The sequence below is a fragment of the Streptomyces fungicidicus genome (genome assembly GCF_003665435.1).
GTDB lineage: Bacteria > Actinomycetota > Actinomycetes > Streptomycetales > Streptomycetaceae > Streptomyces > Streptomyces fungicidicus.
In genome coordinates this window covers 2521289-2543025 of sequence record NZ_CP023407.1, presented here as the reverse complement: position 1 = coordinate 2543025, position 21737 = coordinate 2521289, and the positions used below count along the sequence as shown (strand labels likewise).

19 protein-coding genes are annotated in these 21737 nt (G+C 71.8%); 8 read left to right on the top strand and 11 right to left on the bottom strand.

Annotated features, from left to right (window positions below; translation table 11 throughout):
• Window positions 1–40: 40 nt before the first annotated feature.
• The 3 genes from recO to CNQ36_RS11440 are packed head-to-tail and all read left to right on the top strand — an operon-like array spanning window position 41 to window position 2214.
• Window positions 41–787 (top strand): DNA repair protein RecO, encoded by a 747-nt coding sequence (gene recO / locus CNQ36_RS11450; RefSeq protein ID WP_121545920.1) that lies wholly within the window; start codon window positions 41–43, stop codon window positions 785–787.
• A 21-nt stretch (window positions 788–808) separates the two neighbouring features.
• The gene (locus tag CNQ36_RS11445) at window positions 809–1651 is read left to right on the top strand and encodes an isoprenyl transferase (RefSeq protein ID WP_004931549.1); all 843 of its coding nucleotides are present in this window, start codon (window positions 809–811) and stop codon (window positions 1649–1651) included.
• Between the two features lie 32 nt (window positions 1652–1683).
• Window positions 1684–2214, top strand: a complete 531-nt coding sequence (locus CNQ36_RS11440) for a YcxB family protein (protein ID WP_121545919.1) — start codon at window positions 1684–1686, stop codon at window positions 2212–2214.
• Between the two features lie 121 nt (window positions 2215–2335).
• Here CNQ36_RS11440 and CNQ36_RS11435 read toward each other — a convergent pair whose 3' ends face one another.
• The 4 genes from CNQ36_RS11435 to CNQ36_RS11420 all read right to left on the bottom strand — a co-directional run bounded on the left by CNQ36_RS11435 (window position 2336) and on the right by CNQ36_RS11420 (window position 5488).
• Window positions 2336–2743: a Fur family transcriptional regulator gene (locus CNQ36_RS11435; RefSeq protein WP_121545918.1), complete on the bottom strand. Its 408-nt coding sequence runs from the start codon at window positions 2741–2743 to the stop codon at window positions 2336–2338.
• A 62-nt stretch (window positions 2744–2805) separates the two neighbouring features.
• Window positions 2806–3708 carry a metal ABC transporter permease gene (locus tag CNQ36_RS11430; protein WP_004931552.1) on the bottom strand — a complete coding sequence of 301 codons (903 nt, stop codon included), beginning with the start codon at window positions 3706–3708 and terminating at the stop codon, window positions 2806–2808.
• Window positions 3708–4478: a metal ABC transporter ATP-binding protein gene (locus CNQ36_RS11425; protein ID WP_121545917.1), complete on the bottom strand. Its 771-nt coding sequence runs from the start codon at window positions 4476–4478 to the stop codon at window positions 3708–3710. The genes CNQ36_RS11430 and CNQ36_RS11425 overlap by 1 nt, the downstream gene beginning before the upstream one ends.
• Before the next feature lie 23 nt (window positions 4479–4501).
• Entirely contained in the window at window positions 4502–5488 is a 987-nt protein-coding gene (locus CNQ36_RS11420; protein ID WP_121545916.1) for a metal ABC transporter substrate-binding protein, read from the bottom strand.
• Window positions 5489–5651: 163 nt separating this feature from the next.
• Here CNQ36_RS11420 and CNQ36_RS11415 point away from each other — a divergent pair, with 163 nt between their 5' ends.
• On the top strand, window positions 5652–7034 hold the full coding sequence (locus CNQ36_RS11415) for a glycine--tRNA ligase (protein WP_004931557.1): 1383 nt from the start codon (window positions 5652–5654) through the stop codon (window positions 7032–7034).
• An 84-nt stretch (window positions 7035–7118) separates the two neighbouring features.
• On the opposite strand, the gene CNQ36_RS11410 is transcribed toward CNQ36_RS11415, so the two are convergent.
• On the bottom strand, window positions 7119–7325 hold the full coding sequence (locus CNQ36_RS11410) for a hypothetical protein (protein WP_004931559.1): 207 nt from the start codon (window positions 7323–7325) through the stop codon (window positions 7119–7121).
• 145 nt (window positions 7326–7470) lie between these two features.
• Window positions 7471–8916 (bottom strand): MFS transporter, encoded by a 1446-nt coding sequence (locus CNQ36_RS11405; RefSeq protein ID WP_121545915.1) that lies wholly within the window; start codon window positions 8914–8916, stop codon window positions 7471–7473.
• A gap of 107 nt (window positions 8917–9023) precedes the next feature.
• Here CNQ36_RS11405 and dusB point away from each other — a divergent pair, with 107 nt between their 5' ends.
• Window positions 9024–10178 carry a tRNA dihydrouridine synthase DusB gene (gene dusB / locus CNQ36_RS11400; RefSeq protein ID WP_040907268.1) on the top strand — a complete coding sequence of 385 codons (1155 nt, stop codon included), beginning with the start codon at window positions 9024–9026 and terminating at the stop codon, window positions 10176–10178.
• Here dusB and CNQ36_RS11395 read toward each other — a convergent pair whose 3' ends face one another.
• Window positions 10179–11906, bottom strand: a complete 1728-nt coding sequence (locus CNQ36_RS11395; protein WP_121545914.1) for an alkaline phosphatase family protein — start codon at window positions 11904–11906, stop codon at window positions 10179–10181.
• Between the two features lie 512 nt (window positions 11907–12418).
• On the opposite strand from CNQ36_RS11395, the gene ppdK reads away from it, so the two are divergent.
• Window positions 12419–15139, top strand: a complete 2721-nt coding sequence (gene ppdK, locus CNQ36_RS11390; RefSeq protein ID WP_004931566.1) for a pyruvate, phosphate dikinase — start codon at window positions 12419–12421, stop codon at window positions 15137–15139.
• 191 nt (window positions 15140–15330) lie between these two features.
• On the top strand, window positions 15331–15972 hold the full coding sequence (locus tag CNQ36_RS11385; protein ID WP_228312956.1) for a hypothetical protein: 642 nt from the start codon (window positions 15331–15333) through the stop codon (window positions 15970–15972).
• Between the two features lie 31 nt (window positions 15973–16003).
• On the opposite strand, the gene CNQ36_RS11380 is transcribed toward CNQ36_RS11385, so the two are convergent.
• From CNQ36_RS11380 to CNQ36_RS11365, 4 genes are all read right to left on the bottom strand, one after another.
• Window positions 16004–16420 carry an excalibur calcium-binding domain-containing protein gene (locus tag CNQ36_RS11380; RefSeq protein ID WP_121545913.1) on the bottom strand — a complete coding sequence of 139 codons (417 nt, stop codon included), beginning with the start codon at window positions 16418–16420 and terminating at the stop codon, window positions 16004–16006.
• Window positions 16421–16557: 137 nt separating this feature from the next.
• A complete protein-coding gene (nirD, locus tag CNQ36_RS11375; protein ID WP_121545912.1) occupies window positions 16558–16908 on the bottom strand; it encodes a nitrite reductase small subunit NirD in 351 nt (116 codons plus the stop codon).
• Entirely contained in the window at window positions 16905–19502 is a 2598-nt protein-coding gene (nirB, locus tag CNQ36_RS11370; RefSeq protein ID WP_163013241.1) for a nitrite reductase large subunit NirB, read from the bottom strand. The genes nirD and nirB overlap by 4 nt, the downstream gene beginning before the upstream one ends.
• Window positions 19502–20719 carry an NAD(P)/FAD-dependent oxidoreductase gene (locus CNQ36_RS11365; RefSeq protein ID WP_121545910.1) on the bottom strand — a complete coding sequence of 406 codons (1218 nt, stop codon included), beginning with the start codon at window positions 20717–20719 and terminating at the stop codon, window positions 19502–19504. The genes nirB and CNQ36_RS11365 overlap by 1 nt, the downstream gene beginning before the upstream one ends.
• 162 nt (window positions 20720–20881) lie before the next feature.
• On the opposite strand from CNQ36_RS11365, the gene CNQ36_RS11360 reads away from it, so the two are divergent.
• On the top strand, window positions 20882–21664 hold the full coding sequence (locus CNQ36_RS11360; RefSeq protein ID WP_121545909.1) for a sulfite exporter TauE/SafE family protein: 783 nt from the start codon (window positions 20882–20884) through the stop codon (window positions 21662–21664).
• The last annotated feature ends 73 nt before the right edge of the window (window positions 21665–21737 follow it).

The window sequence follows — 21737 nt, the reverse complement described above, 5'->3', positions numbered from 1 at the left end:
GCCCGCCCGGGGCGCCGTCCGCGTACGGGAGAATGGGGTCATGAGTCTGTTCCGCGACGACGGCATCGTGCTGCGCACCCAGAAGCTGGGTGAGGCGGACCGGATCATCACCCTGCTCACGCGCGGTCACGGGCGGGTACGCGCGGTGGCGAGGGGGGTGCGCCGGACGAAGTCCAAGTTCGGCGCCCGCCTCGAACCGTTCTCGCACGTGGACGTGCAGTTCTTCTCCAAGGGCAGCGAGCTGATCGGGCGCGGCCTGCCGCTGTGCACCCAGAGCGAGACGATCGCTCCGTACGGTGGCGGGATCGTCACCGACTACGCGCGGTACACCGCCGGCACGGCCATGCTGGAGACCGCCGAGCGGTTCACCGACCACGAGGGCGAGCCGGCCGTGCAGCAGTACCTGCTGCTGGTCGGGGCCCTGCGGACGCTCGCCCGGGGCGAGCACGCGCCGCACCTCGTGCTCGACGCGTTCCTGCTGCGCTCCCTCGCCGTCAACGGCTACGCGCCCAGCTTCACGGACTGCGCGAAGTGCGGGATGCCCGGGCCGAACCGGTTCTTCTCGGTCGGGTCGGGCGGATCCGTCTGCCCCGACTGCCGGGTGCCCGGCAGCGTCGTACCCTCGCCGCAGGCCCTGGAACTCCTCGCGGCGCTGCTTACGGGAGACTGGGAGACCGCGGACGCGTGCGAGGCGCGCTACGTCCGGGAGGGGAGCGGACTGGTGTCCGCCTACCTGCACTGGCACCTGGAGCGCGGGCTGCGCTCGCTGAGGTACGTCGAGAAATAGGCACGAGGAGACGAGAGGCACATGGTCGTACGCGGGTTCCTGGGGCGTCAGCGCCGGGAGTACAGGACGCCGGAACCGCATCCCTCGGGCGCGCGGCCCCCGAAGATCCCCGGGGAACTGGTCCCGAACCATGTGGCGATCGTCATGGACGGCAACGGCCGCTGGGCCAAGGAGCGGGGACTGCCGCGCACCGAGGGGCACAAGGTCGGCGCCGAGCGGGTGCTGGACGTGCTCCAGGGCGGGGTCGAGATGGGCGTGGGGGCGATCTCGCTGTACGCCTTCTCCACCGAGAACTGGAAGCGCTCGCCGGACGAGGTGCGCTTCCTGATGAACTTCAACCGGGACTTCATCCGCAAGACCCGGGACACCCTCGACGAACTGGGCATCCGGGTCCGGTGGGTCGGGCGGATGCCCAAGCTGTGGAAGTCGGTGGCCAAGGAGCTCCAGGTCGCCCAGGAGCAGACCAAGGACAACGACCGGCTGACGCTGTACTTCTGCATGAACTACGGCGGCCGCGCGGAGATCGCGGACGCCGCGCAGGCGCTGGCGGAGGACGTGAAGGCGGGGCGGCTCGACCCGGGCAAGGTCAACGAGAAGACCCTCCAGAAGTACATGTACTACCCGGACATGCCGGACGTGGACCTGTTCCTGCGGCCCAGCGGTGAGCAGCGCACGTCCAACTACCTGCTGTGGCAGAGCGCCTACGCGGAGATGGTCTTCCAGGACGTGCTGTGGCCGGACTTCGACCGGCGTGACCTGTGGCGGGCGTGTCTCGAATTCGCCTCCCGCGACCGGCGGTTCGGCGGAGCGATCCCGAACGAGGCGCAGGCGGCGGCCGAGGGCGGGCAGCAGCCCGGCAACTGACGCCCGGGTGAGGGACGTTAGGGTTCCGCCTCATGGATCACCAGGGGCGGGACATCATCGAGGAGAGCGGCACCGACGAGGTCGAGCTGGTTTTCCGGCTGACGCGCACCGACGTCCTCCGGGGCATCCAGGCCCGTGAACGGGTGCGTGGGCTGACGCCGGTGCGGTGGATATTCGTCGTGGTGTTCGCCGGGTTCGCGGCGTTCACGGCGCTCGCGGGGGCGAGTGCCGTGGTGCTGACCGGGCTCTCGCTGCTGACCGCGGTGCTGATCTGGGGCACGCCCCGGATTCAGGCGAACCAGGTGTTCCGGGGGATCTCGTGGCAGGGCGAGTACCGCGCGGCGGTGAGCGACGCGGGGATCACGGTCGAGACCGAGCACACGGTGCTGACGCAGCGGTGGTCGCTGTTCCGGGGGTACCGGGAGACCGGTGATCATCTGGTGCTGCTCAGCCGGGATCCGGGGGTTCTGGGGCTGGCGGTGGCGCCTAAGCGGGTGCTGCGGTCCGAGGGGGATGTGGAGCGGCTGCGGGGGATTCTGGACCGGCATCTTGCCCGTGTGTGACGGGTGCACGTGTGCTGGGGCTGGGCGGGGGGGTGGTTGCGCGGCCCGGCGTTTTCGGGGTGCCGCTGCGCCCACCCGTGCCGCCCCAGCGGCACGACTGCCCGCAGTCGCGTAGGGGTCTTTACGTGGCGCAGTCGGCGCAGGTGCCGAAGATTTCTACTGTGTGGGCGACGTTGACGTAGCCGTGTTCCGCGGCGATGGCCTCCGCCCACTTCTCCACCGCCGGGCCCTCCACCTCGACCGCCTTGCCGCAGTTGCGGCAGACCAGGTGGTGGTGGTGATCGCCGGTGGAGCAGCGGCGGTAGACGGACTCGCCCTCGGCCGTGCGCAGGACGTCGACCTCGCCGGCGTCGGCGAGGGACTGCAGCGTGCGGTAGACCGTGGTGAGTCCGACGGAGTCGCCCTTGTGCTTGAGCATGTCGTGGAGTTCCTGAGCGCTGCGGAACTCGTCGATCTCCTGCAGGCATGCCGCCACGGCGGCGCGCTGCCGGGTGGCGCGGCCCTTCACGGGCGGTCCTGCGGTCGTCACCGGATTCCTCCTCAGGTCTGGCCGTCTGCCCGGGCCATTGTGCCAGCCCGGGCGGCGGCGAGTCAGGCGCCGGTCCCACCACCCGCCGGGCGGCTGGCCGGAATCGCGCACTCTGCGGGGTCGCCGCCGGGGTGTGCGGCGGCCAGCGCCCGGGCGCGGCGGCGGGCCAGCGGGGCGGCCAGCGCGGTCAGCGCGATGAACACGCCGATCGTCAGCAGCACGATCGTCGCGCCGGGCGGCACGTCCTGGTAGTACGAGGTGACCGTGCCGCCGAGGGTGACGCTCACGCCGATGGCGACGGCGACGGCGAAGGTGGCGGCGAAGCTGCGGGTGAGCTGCTGGGCCGCCGCGACGGGCACCACCATCAGCGCGCTCACCAGCAGCAGGCCGACCACGCGCATGGCCACGGAGACCGTCACCGCGGCGGTGACCGCCGTGAGCAGGTTGAGGAACCGCACCGGCAGGCCCGTCACCCGGGCGAACTCCTCGTCCTGGCTGACCGCGAACAGCTGCCGGCGCAGACCGACGGTGACCGCGACCACGAACGCGGCCAGCAGGCAGATCGCGGTCACGTCGGCCGGGGAGACCGTGGACAGCGAGCCGAAGAGGAACGAGGAGAGGTTCGAGGTGGAGCCGCCGGGGGCGAGGTTGATGAACATCACGCCGCCGGCCATGCCGCCGTAGAAGAGCATCGCGAGGGCGATGTCGCCGCGGGTCTTGGCGTACCAGCGGACCAGTTCCATGAAGACGGCGCCGAGGACGGAGACCAGGGTCGCCATCCACACCGGGGACCAGCTGAACAGGAAGCCGAGGCCGACGCCGGTCATGGCGACGTGGCCGATGCCGTCGCCCATCAGGGCCTGGCGGCGCTGGACCAGGTAGATGCCGACGGCGGGGGCGGTGACGCCGACCAGGACGGCGGCGAGCAGCGCCCGCTGCATGAAGGCGTAGTCGAGGATCTCCATCAGCTCAGCAGTCCCGTGCGGATCGGTTCGGCGCCCGCCGGTGCGTGCGGGTGTACGTGGTCGTGGCCGGGCAGCGCGTGCTGGCCGACGGCCTCGGGGGGCGGGCCGTCGTGCACGACGCAGCCGTCGCGGAGCACGACCGCCCGGTCGATCAGGGGCTCCAGCGGGCCCAGTTCGTGCAGGACGACGAGGACCGTGGTGCCCCGGGCCACCTGGCCCCTGAGCGTCTCGGCGAGGATCTCCTGGCTGGCCAGGTCGACGCCCGCCATCGGCTCGTCCATGATCAGCAGTTCGGGCGCGGCGGCGAGCGCGCGGGCGATCAGGACCCGCTGGTGCTGGCCGCCGGAGAGGGCGTCGACGGAGTCCTTGGCCCGGTCCGCCATGCCGACCAGGCCGAGGGCGTCGCGCACGGCCTCGTGGTCGGCCTTGCGGAAGAGGCCGAAGCGGGTGCGGGCGAGGCGCCCCGAGGAGACGACCTCGGTGACGGTGGCGGGCACGCCCCCGGCGGCGGTGGTGCGCTGCGGGACGTAGCCCACCCGCGCCCAGTCGCGGAACCGGTGGCGCGGGGTGCCGAACAGTTCGATCTCGCCGGCGCTGACCGGGACCTGCCCGATGACGCCGCGTACGGCCGTCGACTTGCCGGAGCCGTTGGCGCCGAGCAGGGCGACGACCTCGCCGCGGCGCACGGTGAGGTCGATGCCGCGCAGGACGGGGCGCGACCCCAGTTCGGCGCGGACACCGCGCAGGGAGATGACGGGCTCGGTGGTCATGCCGTCCTCCGGTGGTTCGTCGGTCACTTGGCGCCCAGGGCGGTCTGCAGGGCCTTGAGGTTGGCCTCCATGACCTGGACGTAGTCGTCGCCGCGGGAGGCGTCGGTGATGCCCTCGAGGGGGTCGAGGACGTCGGTCTCGAGCCCGGCGTCGCCGGCGAGGGTCTTGGCGGTCCTGTCGCTGACCAGCGTCTCGTAGAAGACGGTGGTGACGCCGTCGGCCTTCGCCATCTGCTGGAGTTCCTTCACGCGGGCGCCGCTGGGCTCGGACTCGGGGTCGAGGCCGCTGATGGCCTCCTCGGTCAGGCCGTAACGCTCGGCGAGGTAGCCGAAGGCGGCGTGCGTGGTGATGAAGACGTCGGTCTTCCGGTCCGCGAGGCCGGTCTCGAACTTCTTGTCCAGGTCGGTCAGCGTGCCGACCAGGGCCGCGGTGTTCTTCCGGTAGTCGGCGGCGTGGTCGGGGTCGGCCTTCTCGAAGGCCTTGCCGACGCCCTCGGCGACCTCGGCGTACTTGACCGGGTCGAGCCAGATGTGGGGGTCCTGGCCGCCCTCGTGCGTGTGCTCGTGGCCGTGCTCGTCCTCGGCGTGCCCGTCCTCGGCGTGCTCGTCCTCGTGGCCGCCGGCCTCGGTGCCGTGCTCCTCCAGGGAGGTCAGGGTGGCCGCGTCGATCTTCGTCTTCACCGGGGACTGGCCGATGGCCTCGTCGACGGTGGGCTGCAGGCCCTTGAGGTAGAGCGCCGCGTCGGACTCCTCGAGCTGCGCGGTCTGCTTGGCGCTGATCTCCAGGTCGTGCGGCTCCTGGCCGGGCTGGGTCAGACTGGTGACGTGGACGTGCTCGCCGCCTATCTGCTCGGCGAGGTAGGCCATCGGGTAGAACGACGCGACGACGTCGAACTTGTCGGTGTTGCCCGCGGCGGCACCGTCGGAGGAGCAGGCGGAGAGGGTGCCGATACCGAGGGCGGTGACCGCGGCCAGCGCGACCGCGGATATGTGAGGTCGTCGTACGTTCATGACAGTCATTTTCAACAAATATGGAAACCGTTGTCAACAAGCCTGGTCGGAGATCCGCGAGGAGGGGGCCGATTTGGTCGAGGGGCAGTCCCCGCCGGTAACCTGAGTCATTCGCTGGAAGCAATCTCGCTTCGTCGCCCGTCGTCGTAATGAAGAGAGCACCGTGGCCGCCGACAAGATCGACACCATCGTCAGCCTGAGCAAGCGCCGTGGCTTCGTATTCCCCTGCAGTGAGATCTACGGCGGCCAGCGTGCCGCCTGGGACTACGGGCCGCTGGGTGTCGAGCTCAAGGAGAACCTGAAGCGCCAGTGGTGGCGCTACATGGTGACGTCGCGCGAGGACGTGGTCGGTCTCGACTCGTCCGTGATCCTGGCTCCGGAGGTGTGGGTCGCCTCCGGTCACGTCGCCACCTTCACGGACCCCCTGACCGAGTGCACCTCCTGCCACAAGCGGTTCCGCGCGGACCACCTGGAGGAGGCGTACGAGGAGAAGAAGGGCCGCGCCCCGGAGAACGGCCTCGCCGACCTCAGCTGCCCCAACTGCGGCAACAAGGGCACCTTCACCGAACCCAAGCAGTTCTCGGGCCTGCTCTCCACCCACCTCGGCCCGACGCAGGACTCCGGCTCCGTCGCCTACCTGCGCCCCGAGACCGCCCAGGGCATCTTCACCAACTTCGCCCAGGTGCAGACCGCTTCACGCAAGAAGCCGCCGTTCGGCATCGCCCAGATGGGCAAGTCCTTCCGCAACGAGATCACGCCCGGCAACTTCATCTTCCGCACCCGCGAGTTCGAGCAGATGGAGATGGAGTTCTTCGTCAAGCCGGGCGAGGACGAGCAGTGGCAGGAGTACTGGATGGAGCAGCGCTGGAACTGGTACACCGGTCTCGGCCTGCGCGAGGAGAACATGCGGTGGTACGAGCACCCGAAGGAGAAGCTCTCCCACTACTCCAAGCGCACCGCTGACATCGAGTACCGCTTCCAGTTCGGCGGCAGCGAGTGGGGCGAGCTGGAGGGCGTCGCCAACCGCACCGACTACGACCTCGGCGCGCACTCCAAGGCCTCCGGCCAGGACCTCGCCTACTTCGACCAGGAGGCCGGCGAGCGCTGGACGCCGTACGTCATCGAGCCGGCGGCCGGTGTCGGCCGGGCGATGCTGGCCTTCCTGCTCGACGCCTACGTCGAGGACGAGGCCCCCAACGCCAAGGGCAAGATGGAGAAGCGGACCGTGCTGCGGCTCGACCACCGTCTCGCGCCGGTGAAGGCCGCGGTGCTCCCGCTGTCCCGCAACGCGGAGCTGTCCCCGAAGGCCAAGGGCCTCGCCCAGGCCCTGCGCACGCACTGGAACATCGAGTTCGACGACGCCGGCGCCATCGGCCGCCGCTACCGCCGCCAGGACGAGATCGGCACGCCGTACTGCGTGACCGTCGACTTCGACACCCTGGACGACAACGCGGTGACGGTGCGCGAGCGCGACTCGATGAAGCAGGAGCGTGTCTCGCTCGACCAGATCGAGGGCTACCTGGCGTCCCGCCTGATCGGCGCCTAGCCGCCACGCGGCCGTAAGGGCCCCCGGTTCCGGACCATCCGTGGTCCGGCACCGGGGGCCTACGCGTGGGCGGCCGCGCCGGGCTCACGCCACGGTCGGGTCGACCGTCGCCTGATGCGCCTCGGCCAGATGCTCCTCCGCCTTGAGCCACGGCAGGAACTGGGCCGCTCTGCGCCAGCCGCACGTGTCACAGCTGAGCGTCCGCTGCGCCCCGGTGCGCCGGACCCGCACGACGTGCTCCCGCCCGTGCAGGTCCCAGCGGCTGACCTTGCTCGAGTCGATCCGCGTCATGACCCTTCCCCGCCCTCCCCATCGGTGTCGCCGTGCTCCTGCCCCGGAACGGGGCCGACAAGGAGTGTGCAGCAAGAGCAACATCAACAGGCGCTTCAGGGACGGGAATCCATCACCGCGTGATGACCCGGGCCCGGCGGGGCGGTCACGCGCCCGCGCCCACGTTCTGGCGGATCTCCGCCGTCTCCAGGCGCTCCGCCGTCCGCTCGGCGGTGCCCCGGGCCCAGCGCCCGGAGGTCAGCGCGCCGACCACCAGCACCGCCAGGCCGCACACGGCGAGGATCCACCACCCCGGCCGCGCGGCCGGCACGAAGGCGTCCGCGTACGGCGACGAGCCCACCCCGGCCGCCAGCACCGCGCCGATCACCGCGACGCCCAGCGCCTGGCCCAGCTGACGGCTGGTCGACGCGACCGCCGAGGCCACCCCGGCCTGCGCGGTCGGCATCCCGGAGACGGCGGTGTTGGTGATCGGGGCGTTGACGAAGCCGAAGCCGACGCCGAAGAGGACGTAGCCGAGGAAGAGGGTCACGTCGGACGTCTCGGCCTCGAAGAGGGCGAAGAGGAGCCCGCTCACCGTCATCGCCGCGCCCGCGATCAGCAACGGCAGACGCGGGCCCCGGCTGCCGACCAGCCGCCCGGAGAGCGGGGCGCACAGGAAGGTCGGGACGGCCATCGGCAGCATCCACAGCCCCGCTTCCATGGCGCTCAGGCCCCGTACGTTCTGCAGGTACAGCGTGGACAGGAAGAGGAAGCCGCCGAGCGCCGCGAACGCGCAGACGGCTATCACCGTCGCGCCGCTGAACGGGGCGGAGCGGAAGAACCGCAGGTCGATCAATGGTTCGCGGCGGCGGGGCTCGTACCGCAGGAGGGCCAGCAGCGCCAGCAGGGCGACGGCGGCGAACGGGGCGATCACCGGCAGCGGGGCGTGCGGGGCCTCGATGATCGCGTACGTCAGGGAGCCGAACAGGACGATCACCAGGAGCTGGCCGACCGGGTCCGGGCGCCGGGCCCTGGGGGCGCGGGACTCCGGCACGAAGCGCCAGGTGAGCAGGAGCGCGGCCAGGCCCACCGGCAGGTTGATCCAGAAGATGGAGCGCCAGCCGACCGACTCCACCAGCAGGCCGCCGACCAGCGGTCCCGCGGCCATCGAGATGCCGACGACCGCGCCCCACGCCCCGATGGCGCGGGCCCGTTCGCGGGGGTCGGTGAAGGTGTTGGTGATGATCGACATGGCGACCGGGTTGAGCATCGAGCCGCCGACCGCCTGCACCATCCGGAAGACGACCAGCGAGGTCAGGTCCGGGGCCAGCGAGCACAGCACCGAGCCGAGGGTGAAGACCACCAGGCCGGTCATGAACACCCGTCTGCGGCCGATCCGGTCGGCGGTGGAGCCGGCGAGCATCAGCAGGGAGGCCAGGACGAGGGTGTACGCGTCGATGGTCCACTGCAGGCCGGCGGTGCTCGCGTGCAGGTCCCGCTGCAGGGAGGGCAGGGCGACGTTCAGGACCGTGTTGTCCAGGCTCACGATCAGCAGGCTCATGCAGCAGATCGCGAGCACCAGCATGCGTCGGCCGTGGCTGAGCTCGGGCATGGGGGCCATCGTACGCGCGTTTCGATAGTGCGGTTAACTAATGACCGCTACACGGTCACCGTCGGGCGGCGTGCCGGGTACCCGTCGGCATGCGGGACAATGGGGCAATGTCCACGCTCGCCTCCCCCACGGCCCCGACCCTGCAGATCGGCCCGCACACGGCCCGGCCGCCCGTCGTACTGGCGCCCATGGCCGGGATCACCAACGCGCCCTTCCGCACGCTGTGCAGGGAGTTCAGCGGTGGCAAGGGGCTCTTCGTGAGCGAGATGATCACCACTCGGGCGCTGGTCGAGCGCAACGAGAAGACCATGCAGCTGATCCGGTTCGACGAGAGCGAGAGGCCCCGCTCGATCCAGCTGTACGGCGTCGACCCGGTGACCGTCGGCAAGGCCGTCCGCATGATCGCGGAGGAGGGCCTCGCCGACCACATCGACCTCAACTTCGGCTGCCCGGTCCCCAAGGTGACCCGCAAGGGCGGCGGCTCGGCCCTCCCCTACAAGCGGAACCTGCTGCGGTCCATCCTGCGCGAGGCGGTCGGCGGGGCCGGGGACCTGCCGGTGACCATCAAGATGCGCAAGGGCATCGACGACGACCACCTGACCTACCTGGACGCCGGCCGGATCGCCGTCGAGGAGGGCGTCACCGCCGTCGCGCTGCACGGCCGCACCACCGCCCAGCACTACGGCGGCACCGCCGACTGGGACGCCATCGCCCGGCTGAAGGAGCACGTCCCGGAGATCCCGGTGCTCGGCAACGGCGACATCTGGTCGGCCGAGGACGCGCTGCGGATGGTGCGCGAGACCGGCTGCGACGGCGTGGTCGTGGGCCGTGGCTGCCTCGGCAGGCCGTGGCTGTTCGCGGATCTGGTGGCCGCCTTCGAGGGACGCCCGCAGGACCTGACGCGCCCCGCGCTCCGCGAGGTCGCCGACGTCATGGTCCGGCACGCCACGCTGCTGGGCGAGTGGATCGGGGACGAGTCCCGCGGGGTGATCGACTTCCGCAAGCACGTGGCCTGGTACCTGAAGGGCTTCGCGGTCGGCTCCGAGATGCGCAAGCGGCTCGCCGTCACCTCCTCGCTGGAGGAGCTGCGGGCCGGACTCGACGAACTGGACCTGGACCAGCCCTGGCCGGCCGGCGCCGACGGCCCTCGCGGCCGCACCTCCGGCAACAACCGGGTGGTACTGCCGGACGGCTGGCTGAAGGACCCCTACGACTGCGCGGGCGTCGGCGAGGAGGCCGAGCTGGACACCTCCGGCGGCTGATCAGCCCCCGGTGGGGTGCGGGGTGGAGCCGTAGGCGGTCAGGAAGCGGTCGCGGAAGTCGCTCATCCGCCACACGGGAGCGTCCTCCGCCGGGCGGAGCCCCTCGGTCCAGTCCCAGTCGGCGATCTTCTCCAGCACCTCCGGGTCCTTGGCGACGACCGACACCGGCACGTCCCGGCTCGCGCGGTCGCCGCTGACCCGGGCCAGCGGCTGGTGGTCGCCGAGGAAGACCAGGACGGTGTCGTCGGTGCCGTAGCGCTCCAGCCACTGGGTGAGGCTGGCGACCGAGTACGTGATCGACCTGCCGTACTCGCGCTTGGAGGCGGCGCCGTCGGCGACGACGCCGGCGGGCTGCTTCCCCGCCCGCTGGATCGCGTCGAAGACCGAGCCGTCGCCCAGCTCGTCCCAGCCGACCAGCTCCGGGATCGGCGCCCACGGCTGGTGGCTGGAGGTGAGGATGATCTCCGACATCAGCGGCCGGTCGCGCTTCCTGCCGTGCTCCAGGCGCTCGAACGCCTCCAGGGCGTACTGGTCCGGCATCGTCGACCAGCTGAACTTCGGGCCCCGGTACCCCAGGTCGAAGGCGTCGTAGACCTTGTCGAGGCCGTACCACTCGGCCTCCGGCCAGGCCTTCTGCACGCCCGGCATGACGCCGACGGTGTCCCAGGCGCCCGTCTCGCGGAACGCCCTGGTGAGGGTGAGGTGGTCGCCCGCGGTGACGGTGCGGTAGCGCTGCTGGTTGTCGACCCACAGGCCGGACAGGGCGGTGGAGTGGCCGAGCCAGCTGCTGCCGCCGTAGGTCGCGGAGGTGAGCCAGCCGCTGCGGGCGTGGAAGCCGGCCCGCGCGAGGGCGGCGGTGCGGGTGTCGAGGGTGCGGGTGACGCCCGGGGCGACGAGGGGGTCCTCGACGGCGGCGCGGCCGTAGCTCTCGATGAAGGCGAAGACGACGTCCTTGCCGCGCAGGTCCGGGACGAGCTGCTCCGGGGGAGTGGCGCCGAAGGTGTCCGCCCGCGACTCCTTCTCGAACGCCGCCTCGTCGCGCAGGGTCTCCACCACCCGCCGGGTCTGCCCCTTCAGGGCGCCGGCGGCCCGCTCGGAGGCGACGGGCAGACCGGCGAGCTGCACCCCGAGCGCCGCGCAGGCGACCCACGCGGTCCCCGCGATCAGCGCGCCCCGGGCGGAGCGGGAGCGGTGCCGGGCCAGCAGGTTGCCGAGCCGGACGGCGGCGAGCGCCGTCACGGCGACGAGGAGCAGCGCCAGGACGACCGCCCCGACGGCGGCGGCGGTGGCCGCGGTGCCGCCCAGCGCGTCCGCGACATAGGTCTGGGCGTCATCGAGCAGCCCCCAGTCGAGCACGAGGTTGAAGCCGCGGCCCAGGTACTCGGTGAACCCCATGTCCAGCAGGTTCAGCACGGTCAGGACGCCGATGCCGGCCCCGCACAGCGCGGCCACGACGGTCCGCGGCCGGCGGGGCAGGGCGAGCAGCAGGATCGCCCCGATGATCGCCTCGGCCGGTATCCGGGTGAACCGGTCGGGCCGGAGCGCCGGTGCGGTGTTCGGCATCAGGAGCGCGCCGACGACGAGGGCGGCGGCGAGGACGTGGACCGTCAGACGGAGGGCGCGGGCGGCGACGGGGTGCGCTTCCCGCGCGGCGCGCAGACGGGTGCGCAGACGGGTGCGCGGGCGGGTGCGCGGACGTGCGGCGCGCAGGCGGGTGAAGACAGGCAACCCGGAGGTTCCTTCCGTGCGGAGCCCGGTGCGGAGGCGGATCCGGCGTGGGGGTCCGGATCCGCCGCCCTCCCGTACGGGCGGGCTGACCGGTGCGTTCATCCGGCGGGTGTTCCGGGGCGGCCGGGACCGGTCCGCATGGTGAAATCCGGTCCGCTGTGGAAGCGTGATTCTCGCCACCCTTGATAAGAGTTGCGCTCAGATGAGCGGATCTTGGGCGGCTGCACTTCTCAAAGGATGGCACTCAGTGCCATCTCTTGATCGTTCATCGAGCGAAATCAGACGTGGCGATTGCCGCTCAGATGAGCGGATAGGGAGTCGCGGTGGACGGTGATGCGTTCAAGAAGTGAAAACACTCGGCCGTCACGGCTTGCCAAGCTTTGACTTTCGATCCCCTGGCGGACCACTGGTTACAGGCGCATGACACACAAGTGGACGTACCCAGACTCCTTCGATCTGGGTACATTCCTCGCCGTCAGGGCAGCCACCGCGTCCTCGAGGAGTCGAGACCCGTGTCGGAAAACAAAGATCCCCACGTAGCGAAGTTCGTTTACGACTTCACCGAGGGCAACAAGGACCTGAAGGACCTGCTCGGCGGGAAGGGTGCCAACCTCGCCGAGATGACCAATCTGGGCCTTCCCGTCCCGCCCGGCTTCACCATCACCACCGAGGCCTGCAAGACCTACCTCGACAGTGGCGAGGAGCCGGCGGCACTGCGTGACGAGGTGAGTGCGCACCTCGACGCCCTCGAGGCGAAGATGGGCAAGAAGCTGGGCCAGGCCGACGACCCCCTCCTCGTGTCGGTCCGCTCGGGCGCGAAGTTCTCCATGCCGGGCATGATGGACACCGTCCTCAACATCGGCCTCTCCGACAAGTCGGTGCAGGGCCTGGCCAAGCAGGCCGGCGACGACCGGTTCGCGTGGGACTCCTACCGGCGCCTCATCCAGATGTTCGGCAAGACCGTCCTCGGCGTCGACGGCGAGCTGTTCGAGGACGCGCTGGAGGCGGCGAAGGCGGCCAAGAAGGTCACCGTCGACACCGAGCTGGAGGCGGCCGACCTCAAGAAGCTCGTCACCAAGTTCAAGAAGATCGTCAAGACCGAGGCGGGCCGGGACTTCCCGCAGGATCCCCGCGAGCAGATGGACCTCGCCATCAAGGCCGTCTTCGACTCCTGGAACGGCGAACGCGCCAAGCTGTACCGCCGCCAGGAGCGCATCCCGCACGACCTGGGCACGGCCGTCAACGTCTGCTCCATGGTCTTCGGCAACCTCGGCCCCGACTCCGGCACCGGCGTCGCCTTCACCCGTGACCCGGCCTCCGGCCAGCAGGGCGTCTACGGCGACTACCTGCAGAACGCGCAGGGCGAGGACGTGGTCGCCGGCATCCGCAACACCGTGCCGCTCGCGCAGCTGGAGCAGATCGACAAGAAGTCGTACGACCAGCTGATGCAGATCATGGAGACGCTGGAGAACCACTACCTGGACCTCTGCGACATCGAGTTCACCATCGAGCGCGGCCAGCTGTGGATGCTCCAGACCCGCGTCGGCAAGCGCACCGCGGGCGCGGCCTTCCGGATCGCCACCCAGCTGGTCGACCAGGGCCTGATCGACGAGGCCGAGGCGCTCTGCCGGGTCAACGGCGCCCAGCTCGCCCAGCTGATGTTCCCGCGTTTCGACGAGGACGCCAGGGTCGAGCAGGTCGGACGCGGCATCGCCGCCTCCCCGGGCGCGGCCGTCGGCAAGGCGGTCTTCGACTCGTACACCGCCGTGAAGTGGTCGCGCTCCGGCGAGAAGGTCATCCTGATCCGCCGCGAGACCAACCCCGACGACCTCGACGGCATGATCGCGGCCGAGGGCATCCTCACCTCCCGCGGCGGCAAGACCTCCCACGCGGCCGTGGTCGCCCGCGGCATGGGCAAGACCTGTGTCTGCGGCGCGGAGGAGCTGGAGGTCGACACCAAGCGCCGCCGGATGACGGTCCCCGGCGGGCACGTGGTGGAGGAGGGCGACGTCGTCTCCATCGACGGCTCGTCCGGCAAGGTCTACCTCGGCGAGGTGCCGGTCGTCCCGTCGCCGGTCGTCGAGTACTTCGAGGGCCGGATGCACCCGGGCGCCGACGACGCCGACGAGCTGGTCGAGGCCGTGCACCGGATGATGGCCTTCGCCGACCGCAAGCGCCGGCTGCGGGTGCGCGCCAACGCCGACAACGCCGAGGACGCGCTGCGCGCCCGCCGCTTCGGCGCCCAGGGCATCGGCCTGTGCCGCACCGAGCACATGTTCCTCGGCGACCGGCGCGAGCTGGTGGAGCGGCTGATCCTGGCCGACAGCGACACCGAGCGCGAGGAGTCCCTGAAGGCCCTGCTGCCGCTGCAGAAGCGGGACTTCGTGGAGCTCTTCGAGGCGATGGACGGCCTCCCGGTCACCATCCGCCTGCTCGACCCGCCGCTGCACGAGTTCCTGCCCGACATCACCGAGCTGTCGGTCCGGGTCGCCCTCGCCGAGTCCCGGCAGGAGCCGCACGAGAACGAGCTGCGCCTGCTCCAGGCCGTGCACCGGCTGCACGAGCAGAACCCGATGCTGGGCCTGCGCGGTGTCCGTCTGGGCCTCGTCGTCCCCGGTCTGTTCACCATGCAGGTGCGGGCCATCGCGGAGGCGGCGGCCGAGCGCCGGGCCGCCAAGGCCGACCCGCGCGCCGAGATCATGATTCCGCTGGTCGGCACCGTCCAGGAGCTGGAGATCGTCCGCGAGGAGGCCGACCAGGTCATCGCCGAGGTCGAGCAGACCACCGGCACCAGGCTGCGGCTCGCCATCGGCACGATGATCGAGCTGCCGCGCGCCGCGCTGACCGCCGGCCAGATCGCGGAGGCGGCGGAGTTCTTCTCCTTCGGCACGAACGACCTCACCCAGACGGTGTGGGGCTTCTCCCGGGACGACGTGGAGGCCTCCTTCTTCACGGCGTACCTGGAGAAGGGCATCTTCGGGGTGTCGCCGTTCGAGACGATCGACAAGGACGGCGTCGGCTCGCTGGTCTCCGCCGCCGCGAAGGCCGGCCGCGCCACCCGCCCCGACCTGAAGCTCGGTGTCTGCGGCGAGCACGGCGGCGACCCGGAGTCGGTCCACTTCTTCCACGAGGTCGGCCTGGACTACGTCTCCTGCTCCCCGTTCCGCATCCCGGTCGCCCGCCTGGAGGCCGGCCGCGCGGCGGTCACCTCCGCGGGCAGCGACCACCGCTGAGCCCTCCGGGGCACATGACCCCGGAGCCGTCGTCTGTCACCCGACCACCCTCACCGATCGGCGACGGCTCCGGACCACGAAAGGAGAGGACGGCACCCTGTGCGGGGGTGCCGTCCTCTCGCGTGTGTAGGGTCCGGGGACGACAGTCACGGAGCCGCCGTGGCGGGGGAGTACGGGGGAACGGCGTGTCGGTGGGCATACGCGGGAGCGGTACGGACGGGCGGGCCGTCGCCCCGTGGCGGTCGGTGCGGCGCACGGCCGCGGTGGTGCTGTACGGGTGGGCGGCCGCGGCGGCCGTCGCGGGGGCGTCCTATGTGGCGCTGCGCTGGGACTGGGTGCCGATCGCCGTGGGGGTGGTGCTGTGCCTGGCGTTCGCCGTGTTCGTCGGACTGCTGCACCGCGCGGGCTGGATCGCCCTGCTGTCCTTCCTGCCGGGGCTGTTCATCCTGGTCGGGGCCGTCCAGTACGCGCCCGAGGCGGCGCTGGAGGCGCGCGGGGTGCGTGAGGGCGTGGTGGTCGTCGCGGACAGCGCGACCGGGAAGGACGGCAAGAACCACCGGCTCACGCTCCGGACCGCGGACGGCGAGGAGCTGGAGGAGAAACTCGCGTACAACGGTTCCGGGGCCCCGAGGGTGGGGGAGCGGCTCGACGTCATCCGTGACCCGGAGGGCGTGGTGCCCATGGAGCGGGCGGACGAGGTGGACGCCGCGGGGCGGCTGGGCGGTCTGATCGCCGGTCTCGTCGGGTGGACGCTGCTCGCGTTCCTCGCCGGGTGGCGCGGCCATGTGCGCCGCCTGCGGGGGAAGACCGACTCCCTGCTGCTGTCCCTGTGAGCAGGGGAGCCGGTCTCCGTACGGGGTGACGTCAGCGGGCGTCGTCGCGGCGCCTGCGGGCGGCGATCATCACGCCGCCGCCGAGGAGCACCACGGCCGCGCCGCCGGCCGCGATGTAGGGGGTGGCGTCGCTGCCGCCGGTCTCGGCGAGGTCGGTGCCGCCGCCCCGCTCCTCGCCGTCGGAGCCGGTGCTCCCGTCCTCCGTGCCGCCGTCCTCGTGCGGCGTGAAGTCCGCGGGCGGCCGGTCGCAGCCGACGCCGTCCCCGTCGCGGTCCAGGTGCTTGCCGTAGTGGTCGTCGCCCTCGGCGATGTTCGCGTACCCGTTCTCGTACGCCTCGGTGCAGTTCTTGAACGGGTGGCCGCCGTCGTGGGCCACGGCGGCGGCCGGCACGGCGGCCAGGGCGAGCGCGGCGAGGACCGCGGCGGCGGAGGTGCGGAACGGGTTCATGGCGGAGAGCCCCCCAGATCGGGCGATAGCGTGTGCTTGGTGCGAGGGTGACGAAACTACTGGGGAGCTCGCGCCGTGTGGGACGTATGAAGAGCCCGTGATGCGAACGTGACGTGACCGGACGGTAGCTCTCCGCGTTATGCCGCCTTCACCTCGTACGCCGTCACCCGTACCGTCTCGTCGTCCAGGCACCGGCCCGACTCCAGGTCGAAGCGCTGCTTCAGGAGCGGGGAGGCGACGAACGGGCGCCCCCGGTGGGTGCCGGTCAGGCCGCGGGAGAGGACGGCCGCGCCGGTGAACGGGTCGCGGTTGTCGATGGCGTAGAGACGTCCGGCGCGGTCGGCGAAGACGGCGGCCTGGCTCCCGTCGGGGAGCAGGGCGGCCACGCCCCGGCCGGGGAGCAGCGCGCTCAGGTCGCAGACCGTGACCCAGTCGTCGGTGAGGCGGAGCCGGACCTTCAGATCGGTGGTCTCGAGTGCCAGGGTCATCGCGTGGCGGTTCCTTCCAGGATGTCGTCGGCAGGTCGCAGGCCGATGGCCAGCAGCGGCAGGTCGGGCTTCATCTGGTCGCGCTCGGGGACGAAGGCGACCACCGGGTCGGGGGTGTCGGGCGCGTTCACGAAGGACACGAACCGGGCCAGCTTCTCCGGGTCGTTGATGGTCTCCGCCCACTCGTCGCGGTAGTGCGCGACATGGGCGGCCATCAGGGCCTCCAGCTCGTCGCAGATGCCCAGCGAGTCATGGACGACGACGTCCCGTACGTGGTCCAGGCCGCCGGGGATCCGGTCCAGCCAGACGCTGGTGCGCTCCAGACGGTCGGCGGTGCGGATGTAGAACATCAGGAACCGGTCGATCAGCCGGATCAGTTCGGCGTCCGAGAGGTCCTGTGCGAGCAGGTCCGCGTGGCGCGGGGTGGCGCCGCCGTTGCCGCCGACGTAGAGGTTCCAGCCGCTCGCGGTGGCGATGACGCCGAAGTCCTTCGACTGGGCCTCGGCGCACTCGCGCTGGCAGCCGGAGACCGCGGACTTGAGCTTGTGCGGGGAGCGCAGCCCCCGGTAGCGCAGCTCCAGGTCGATCGCCATGCGCACGGAGTCCTGGACGCCGTAGCGGCACCAGGTCTGCCCGACGCAGGACTTCACCGTGCGCAGCGACTTGCCGTAGGCGTGGCCGGACTCGAAACCGGCGTCCACCAGGCGGGTCCAGATCAGCGGGAGCTGTTCGACCCGCGCGCCGAACATGTCGATCCGCTGGCCCCCGGTGATCTTCGTGTAGAGGCCGAAGTCGCGGGCGATCTCCCCGATCACGATCAGCTTCTCCGGGGCGATCTCACCGCCCGGGACGCGGGGCACGACCGAGTACGAGCCGTTCTTCTGCAGGTTGGCCAGGAAGTGGTCGTTGGTGTCCTGGAGGGCCGCCTGCTCGCCGTCCAGGACGTGCGTGCCGGCGCCGATCGTCGGGGCGAGGGAGGCGATGATCGAGCCGACCGCCGGCTTGCAGACCTCGCAGCCGTCGCCGCCCCGCGCGTCCTCCCGGCCGTGCCGGTCCAGCAGCTCCCGGTAGGAGGTGACGCGCAGGGCGAGGACGATCTCGTACAGCTCCTCGCGGGTCTGGGAGAAGCAGGCGCACAGGCCCTTGTCGACCTCGACGCCGCTCGCCTCCAGCTCGGCGTTGAGCAGCTGGCCCAGGACCTTGACGCAACTGCCGCAGGTCGTACCGGCCTTGGTGCACTTCTTCACCTCGGGCACGGTGGTGCAGTGGTGCTCGGTGACCGCCTCGCGGATGGTGCCCTTGCGGACGTTGTTGCAGGAGCAGATGATCGCGTCGTCCGGCAGCGCGGACGGGCCGAGCTGCACGGGCGCGCCCGCGCCGGCCGGCAGCACCAGCGACTCGGGGGAGACCGGCGGCACCGAGCCGGTGAACGCCTTCAGCGTGCCGTACGCCTCCGCGTCGCCGACCAGGATGCCGCCGAGCAGCGTGCCGTCCCGGCCGACGACCAGCTTCTTGTACAGGCCGGCCCGGCTGTCGGCGTACACGACGTCCAGACAGTCCGCGGCGGTGCCGTGCGCGTCGCCGAAGGACGCCACGTCCACGCCGAGCAGCTTCAGCTTGGTGGACAGGTCGGCGCCGGCGAAGGCCGCCTCGTCCCCGGCGATGGTCGCCGCGACCGTCTCGGCCTGCTCGTAACCGGGCGCGACCAGGCCGTACACCCGGCCGTCGGCGGCCAGCGCGCACTCGCCGATCGCGAACACCCGCGGGTCGGTGACCGTACGGCACTGCTCGTCGACCGCGACGCCGCCGCGCTCGCCGACGGCGAGGCCCGCGGCGCGGGCCAGCTGGTCGCGGGGGCGGACACCGGCGGAGAACACCACCAGGTCGGTGGCGAGTTCGGAGCCGTCGGACAGCTTCATGCCGGTGACCGCGCCGTCGTCGCCGACCACGATCTCCTGCGTGCCGACGCCCGTGTGGACGCTCAGGCCCATGTCCTCGATGGTGCGCAGCAGCGCCGCGCCGCCGCCCTCGTCGACCTGCACCGGCATCAGGCGCGGCGCGAACTCCACGATGTGGGAGGTCAGTCCGAGACCCTTGAGCGCGCCCGCCGCCTCCAGGCCGAGCAGCCCGCCGCCGACCACCGCGCCGGTCGTCGACCTCCTCGCGTACTCCTCGATCGCGAGCAGGTCCTCGATCGTGCGGTAGACGAAGCAGCCCTCGGCGTCCTTGTTCGGCACCGGCGGCACGAACGGGTAGGAGCCGGTGGCCAGGACCAGCACGTCGTAGCCGACGACCAGCCCGGAACGGGCCGTCACCCGGCGCGCCTCGCGGTCGACGGTCTCCGCCGGGTCGCCGAGGCGCAGCTCGATGCCGTGCCGCTCGAGGAACTCCGGGTCCGTCAGCGACAGGTCCTCGGGCGTGCTCCCCGAGAAGTACGAGGTGAGCTGGACGCGGTCGTACGCCGGGCGCGGCTCCTCGCACAGGACGACCACGCGGTGGGTGGCGGTCAGGCCGCGCCCGGCGAGCGCCTCGAGGAAGCGCTGGCCGACCATGCCGTGGCCGACGAGCACGATGGTCGGGGTGTCCGTGGACATCAGGAGCCTCCGTCAGTGGTGAGCAGGTGGAGCAGGGGCCCGCCGTCGGAGGGGAGCGGCTCTGCTCCCTCCCAGGCGCGCGCGAGGGCGCCGACGGTGCCGAGTGCGCCGACCAGGACCCCGCCGACCAGGCGGTCGTCACGGACGACGACCTTGCGGTAGGTGCCCCGGGTGGCATCGGTGAGCTGGACGACGTCGTCGCCCGGCAGCGCCTCGGTCTCCCCGAACGCGGCCAGGTCGAAGGGGCTGTCCGGCCCGCTGAGGGTGAGCCGGGTCAGCGAACGGGTGCCGGTGTAGCGGGCGCCGGAGTCCCCGGCGAGCAGCGCGGCGAGCGCGTCGGCCTGTTCCAGCGCCGGGGCGGCCAGCCCGTACACCGTGCCGGCGTGCTGGACGCAGTCGCCGACGGCGTGGACGTACGGGTCGGAGGTGCGCAGCTCGTCGTCGACCACGACGCCCTCGCGGACGTCGAGTCCGGCGTCCCGCGCGAGACCGGTCCGCGGGCGCACCCCGCAGGTCAGCACCACGAGGTCGGCGTCGAGGGCGTAGCCGTCGGCCAGCTCCACCGAGCGGACCGCGCCGCCGGCGCAGCGCACGTCCCGCACCCGGCACTCGGTGTGCACCTCCACGCCGAGGCCGGTCAGGTACCGCTCGACGAGCGAGGAGGCGGCCGGGTCGAGCCGGCGCTCCATGAGCCGCCCGGACTGCTGGGCGAGGACCACCTGGGCGCCGCGCGCGGCGAGCGCGCGGGCCGCGGAGACCCCGAGCAGGCCGCCGCCGATGACCACCGCCCGCGCCCCCGGCCGTACCTCCCCGGCCAGGCCCAGGCAGTCGTCCAGGGTGCGGAACGCGTGCACGCCCCCGGGCAGTTCGCGGTCCCCGGTGAACAGGCCGCGCAGCGGCGGCAGCACCGGGTTGGAGCCGGTGGCCAGGACCAGCCTGTCGTATGCGATCACCGTGCCGTCCGCGCAGGCCACGGTGCGGGCCGCGCGGTCGATGCCGGTGACCCGGCTGCGGATCAGCTCCGCTGGCGCCGGCAGGGCGATCACCTCGGGGCTGTAGCGCCCGGCCAGCACCTCGGCGAGCAGCACCCTGTTGTACGGGGGGTGCTCCTCCTCGCCGATCAGCGTCACCGGCGTGCCCAGCTCGCCGAGCCGCCGGGCGAGCCGTACGCCCGCGAGGCCGGAGCCGATCACCACCACACGCTCGTTCGAGGTCATGTCCCCGAGCGTGCGGTGCGGGTGTTACCCGGTGGCATCACCTCTGTTTCCCGCACGGAACGCTGCCCTCAGCGGGGGAGGGGTGCGGATGTGAGGCGGCCAACCTCAACAAACGCTCATCTTGATGGACGTAGCAACTATCTGCTCCCTAGGCTCACGGCCATGCCCGACATCTCCCTGACCACGGTCGTTCTCCTCTGCCTGGCCGCTCTCGCCGCCGGCTGGATCGACGCCGTGGTCGGCGGCGGCGGGCTGCTGCTTCTGCCGGCCCTGCTGCTCGGCCTGCCCGCCGGCACCCCGGCCGCGCACGCCCTGGGCACCAACAAGGCGGTCGCGATCGTGGGCACCACGGGCGCGGCGGTGACGTACGCCCGCAAGGCGCCGGTGGACGTGCGGACCGCCGTGCGCATCGGCCTCGCGGCGCTCGCGGGATCCTCGGCCGGCGCCTTCTTCGCGGCCGGGATGAGCACGGAGGTCCTCAAGCCGGTGATCATGGTGGTGCTGCTCGCGGTGGCCGCCTTCGTGATCCTGCGCCCCGCCTTCGGCACCGCCCCGGCCACCGGCCCGGCGACCCGCCGCCAGATCCTCTCCGCGATCGGCCTGGCCGGCCTCGGCATCGGCTTCTACGACGGTCTCATCGGCCCCGGCACCGGCACGTTCCTGGTGCTGGCGCTCACCGCCCTGCTCCACCTCGACCTGGTCACCGCCTCCGCCACCGCGAAGATCGTCAACTGCTGCACCAACGCCGGCGCCCTCGCCACCTTCGCCTGGCAGGGCGCGGTGCTGTGGCAGCTGGCGGCGCTGATGGCCGTCTTCAACCTGGCGGGCGGCACCCTCGGCGCCCGCACCGCCCTGAAGAAGGGCAGCGGCTTCGTCCGCGTCGTCCTCCTGACGGTCGTTTTCGCCCTGGTCGCGAACCTGGCGTACGAGCAGTGGCTGGCCTGACCGGCACCCCGGGTGATCGACCCGGCTGACGTGAGCGATCCGCGCGGGTTAGGCTCCAGCGCCGCTCCATGGG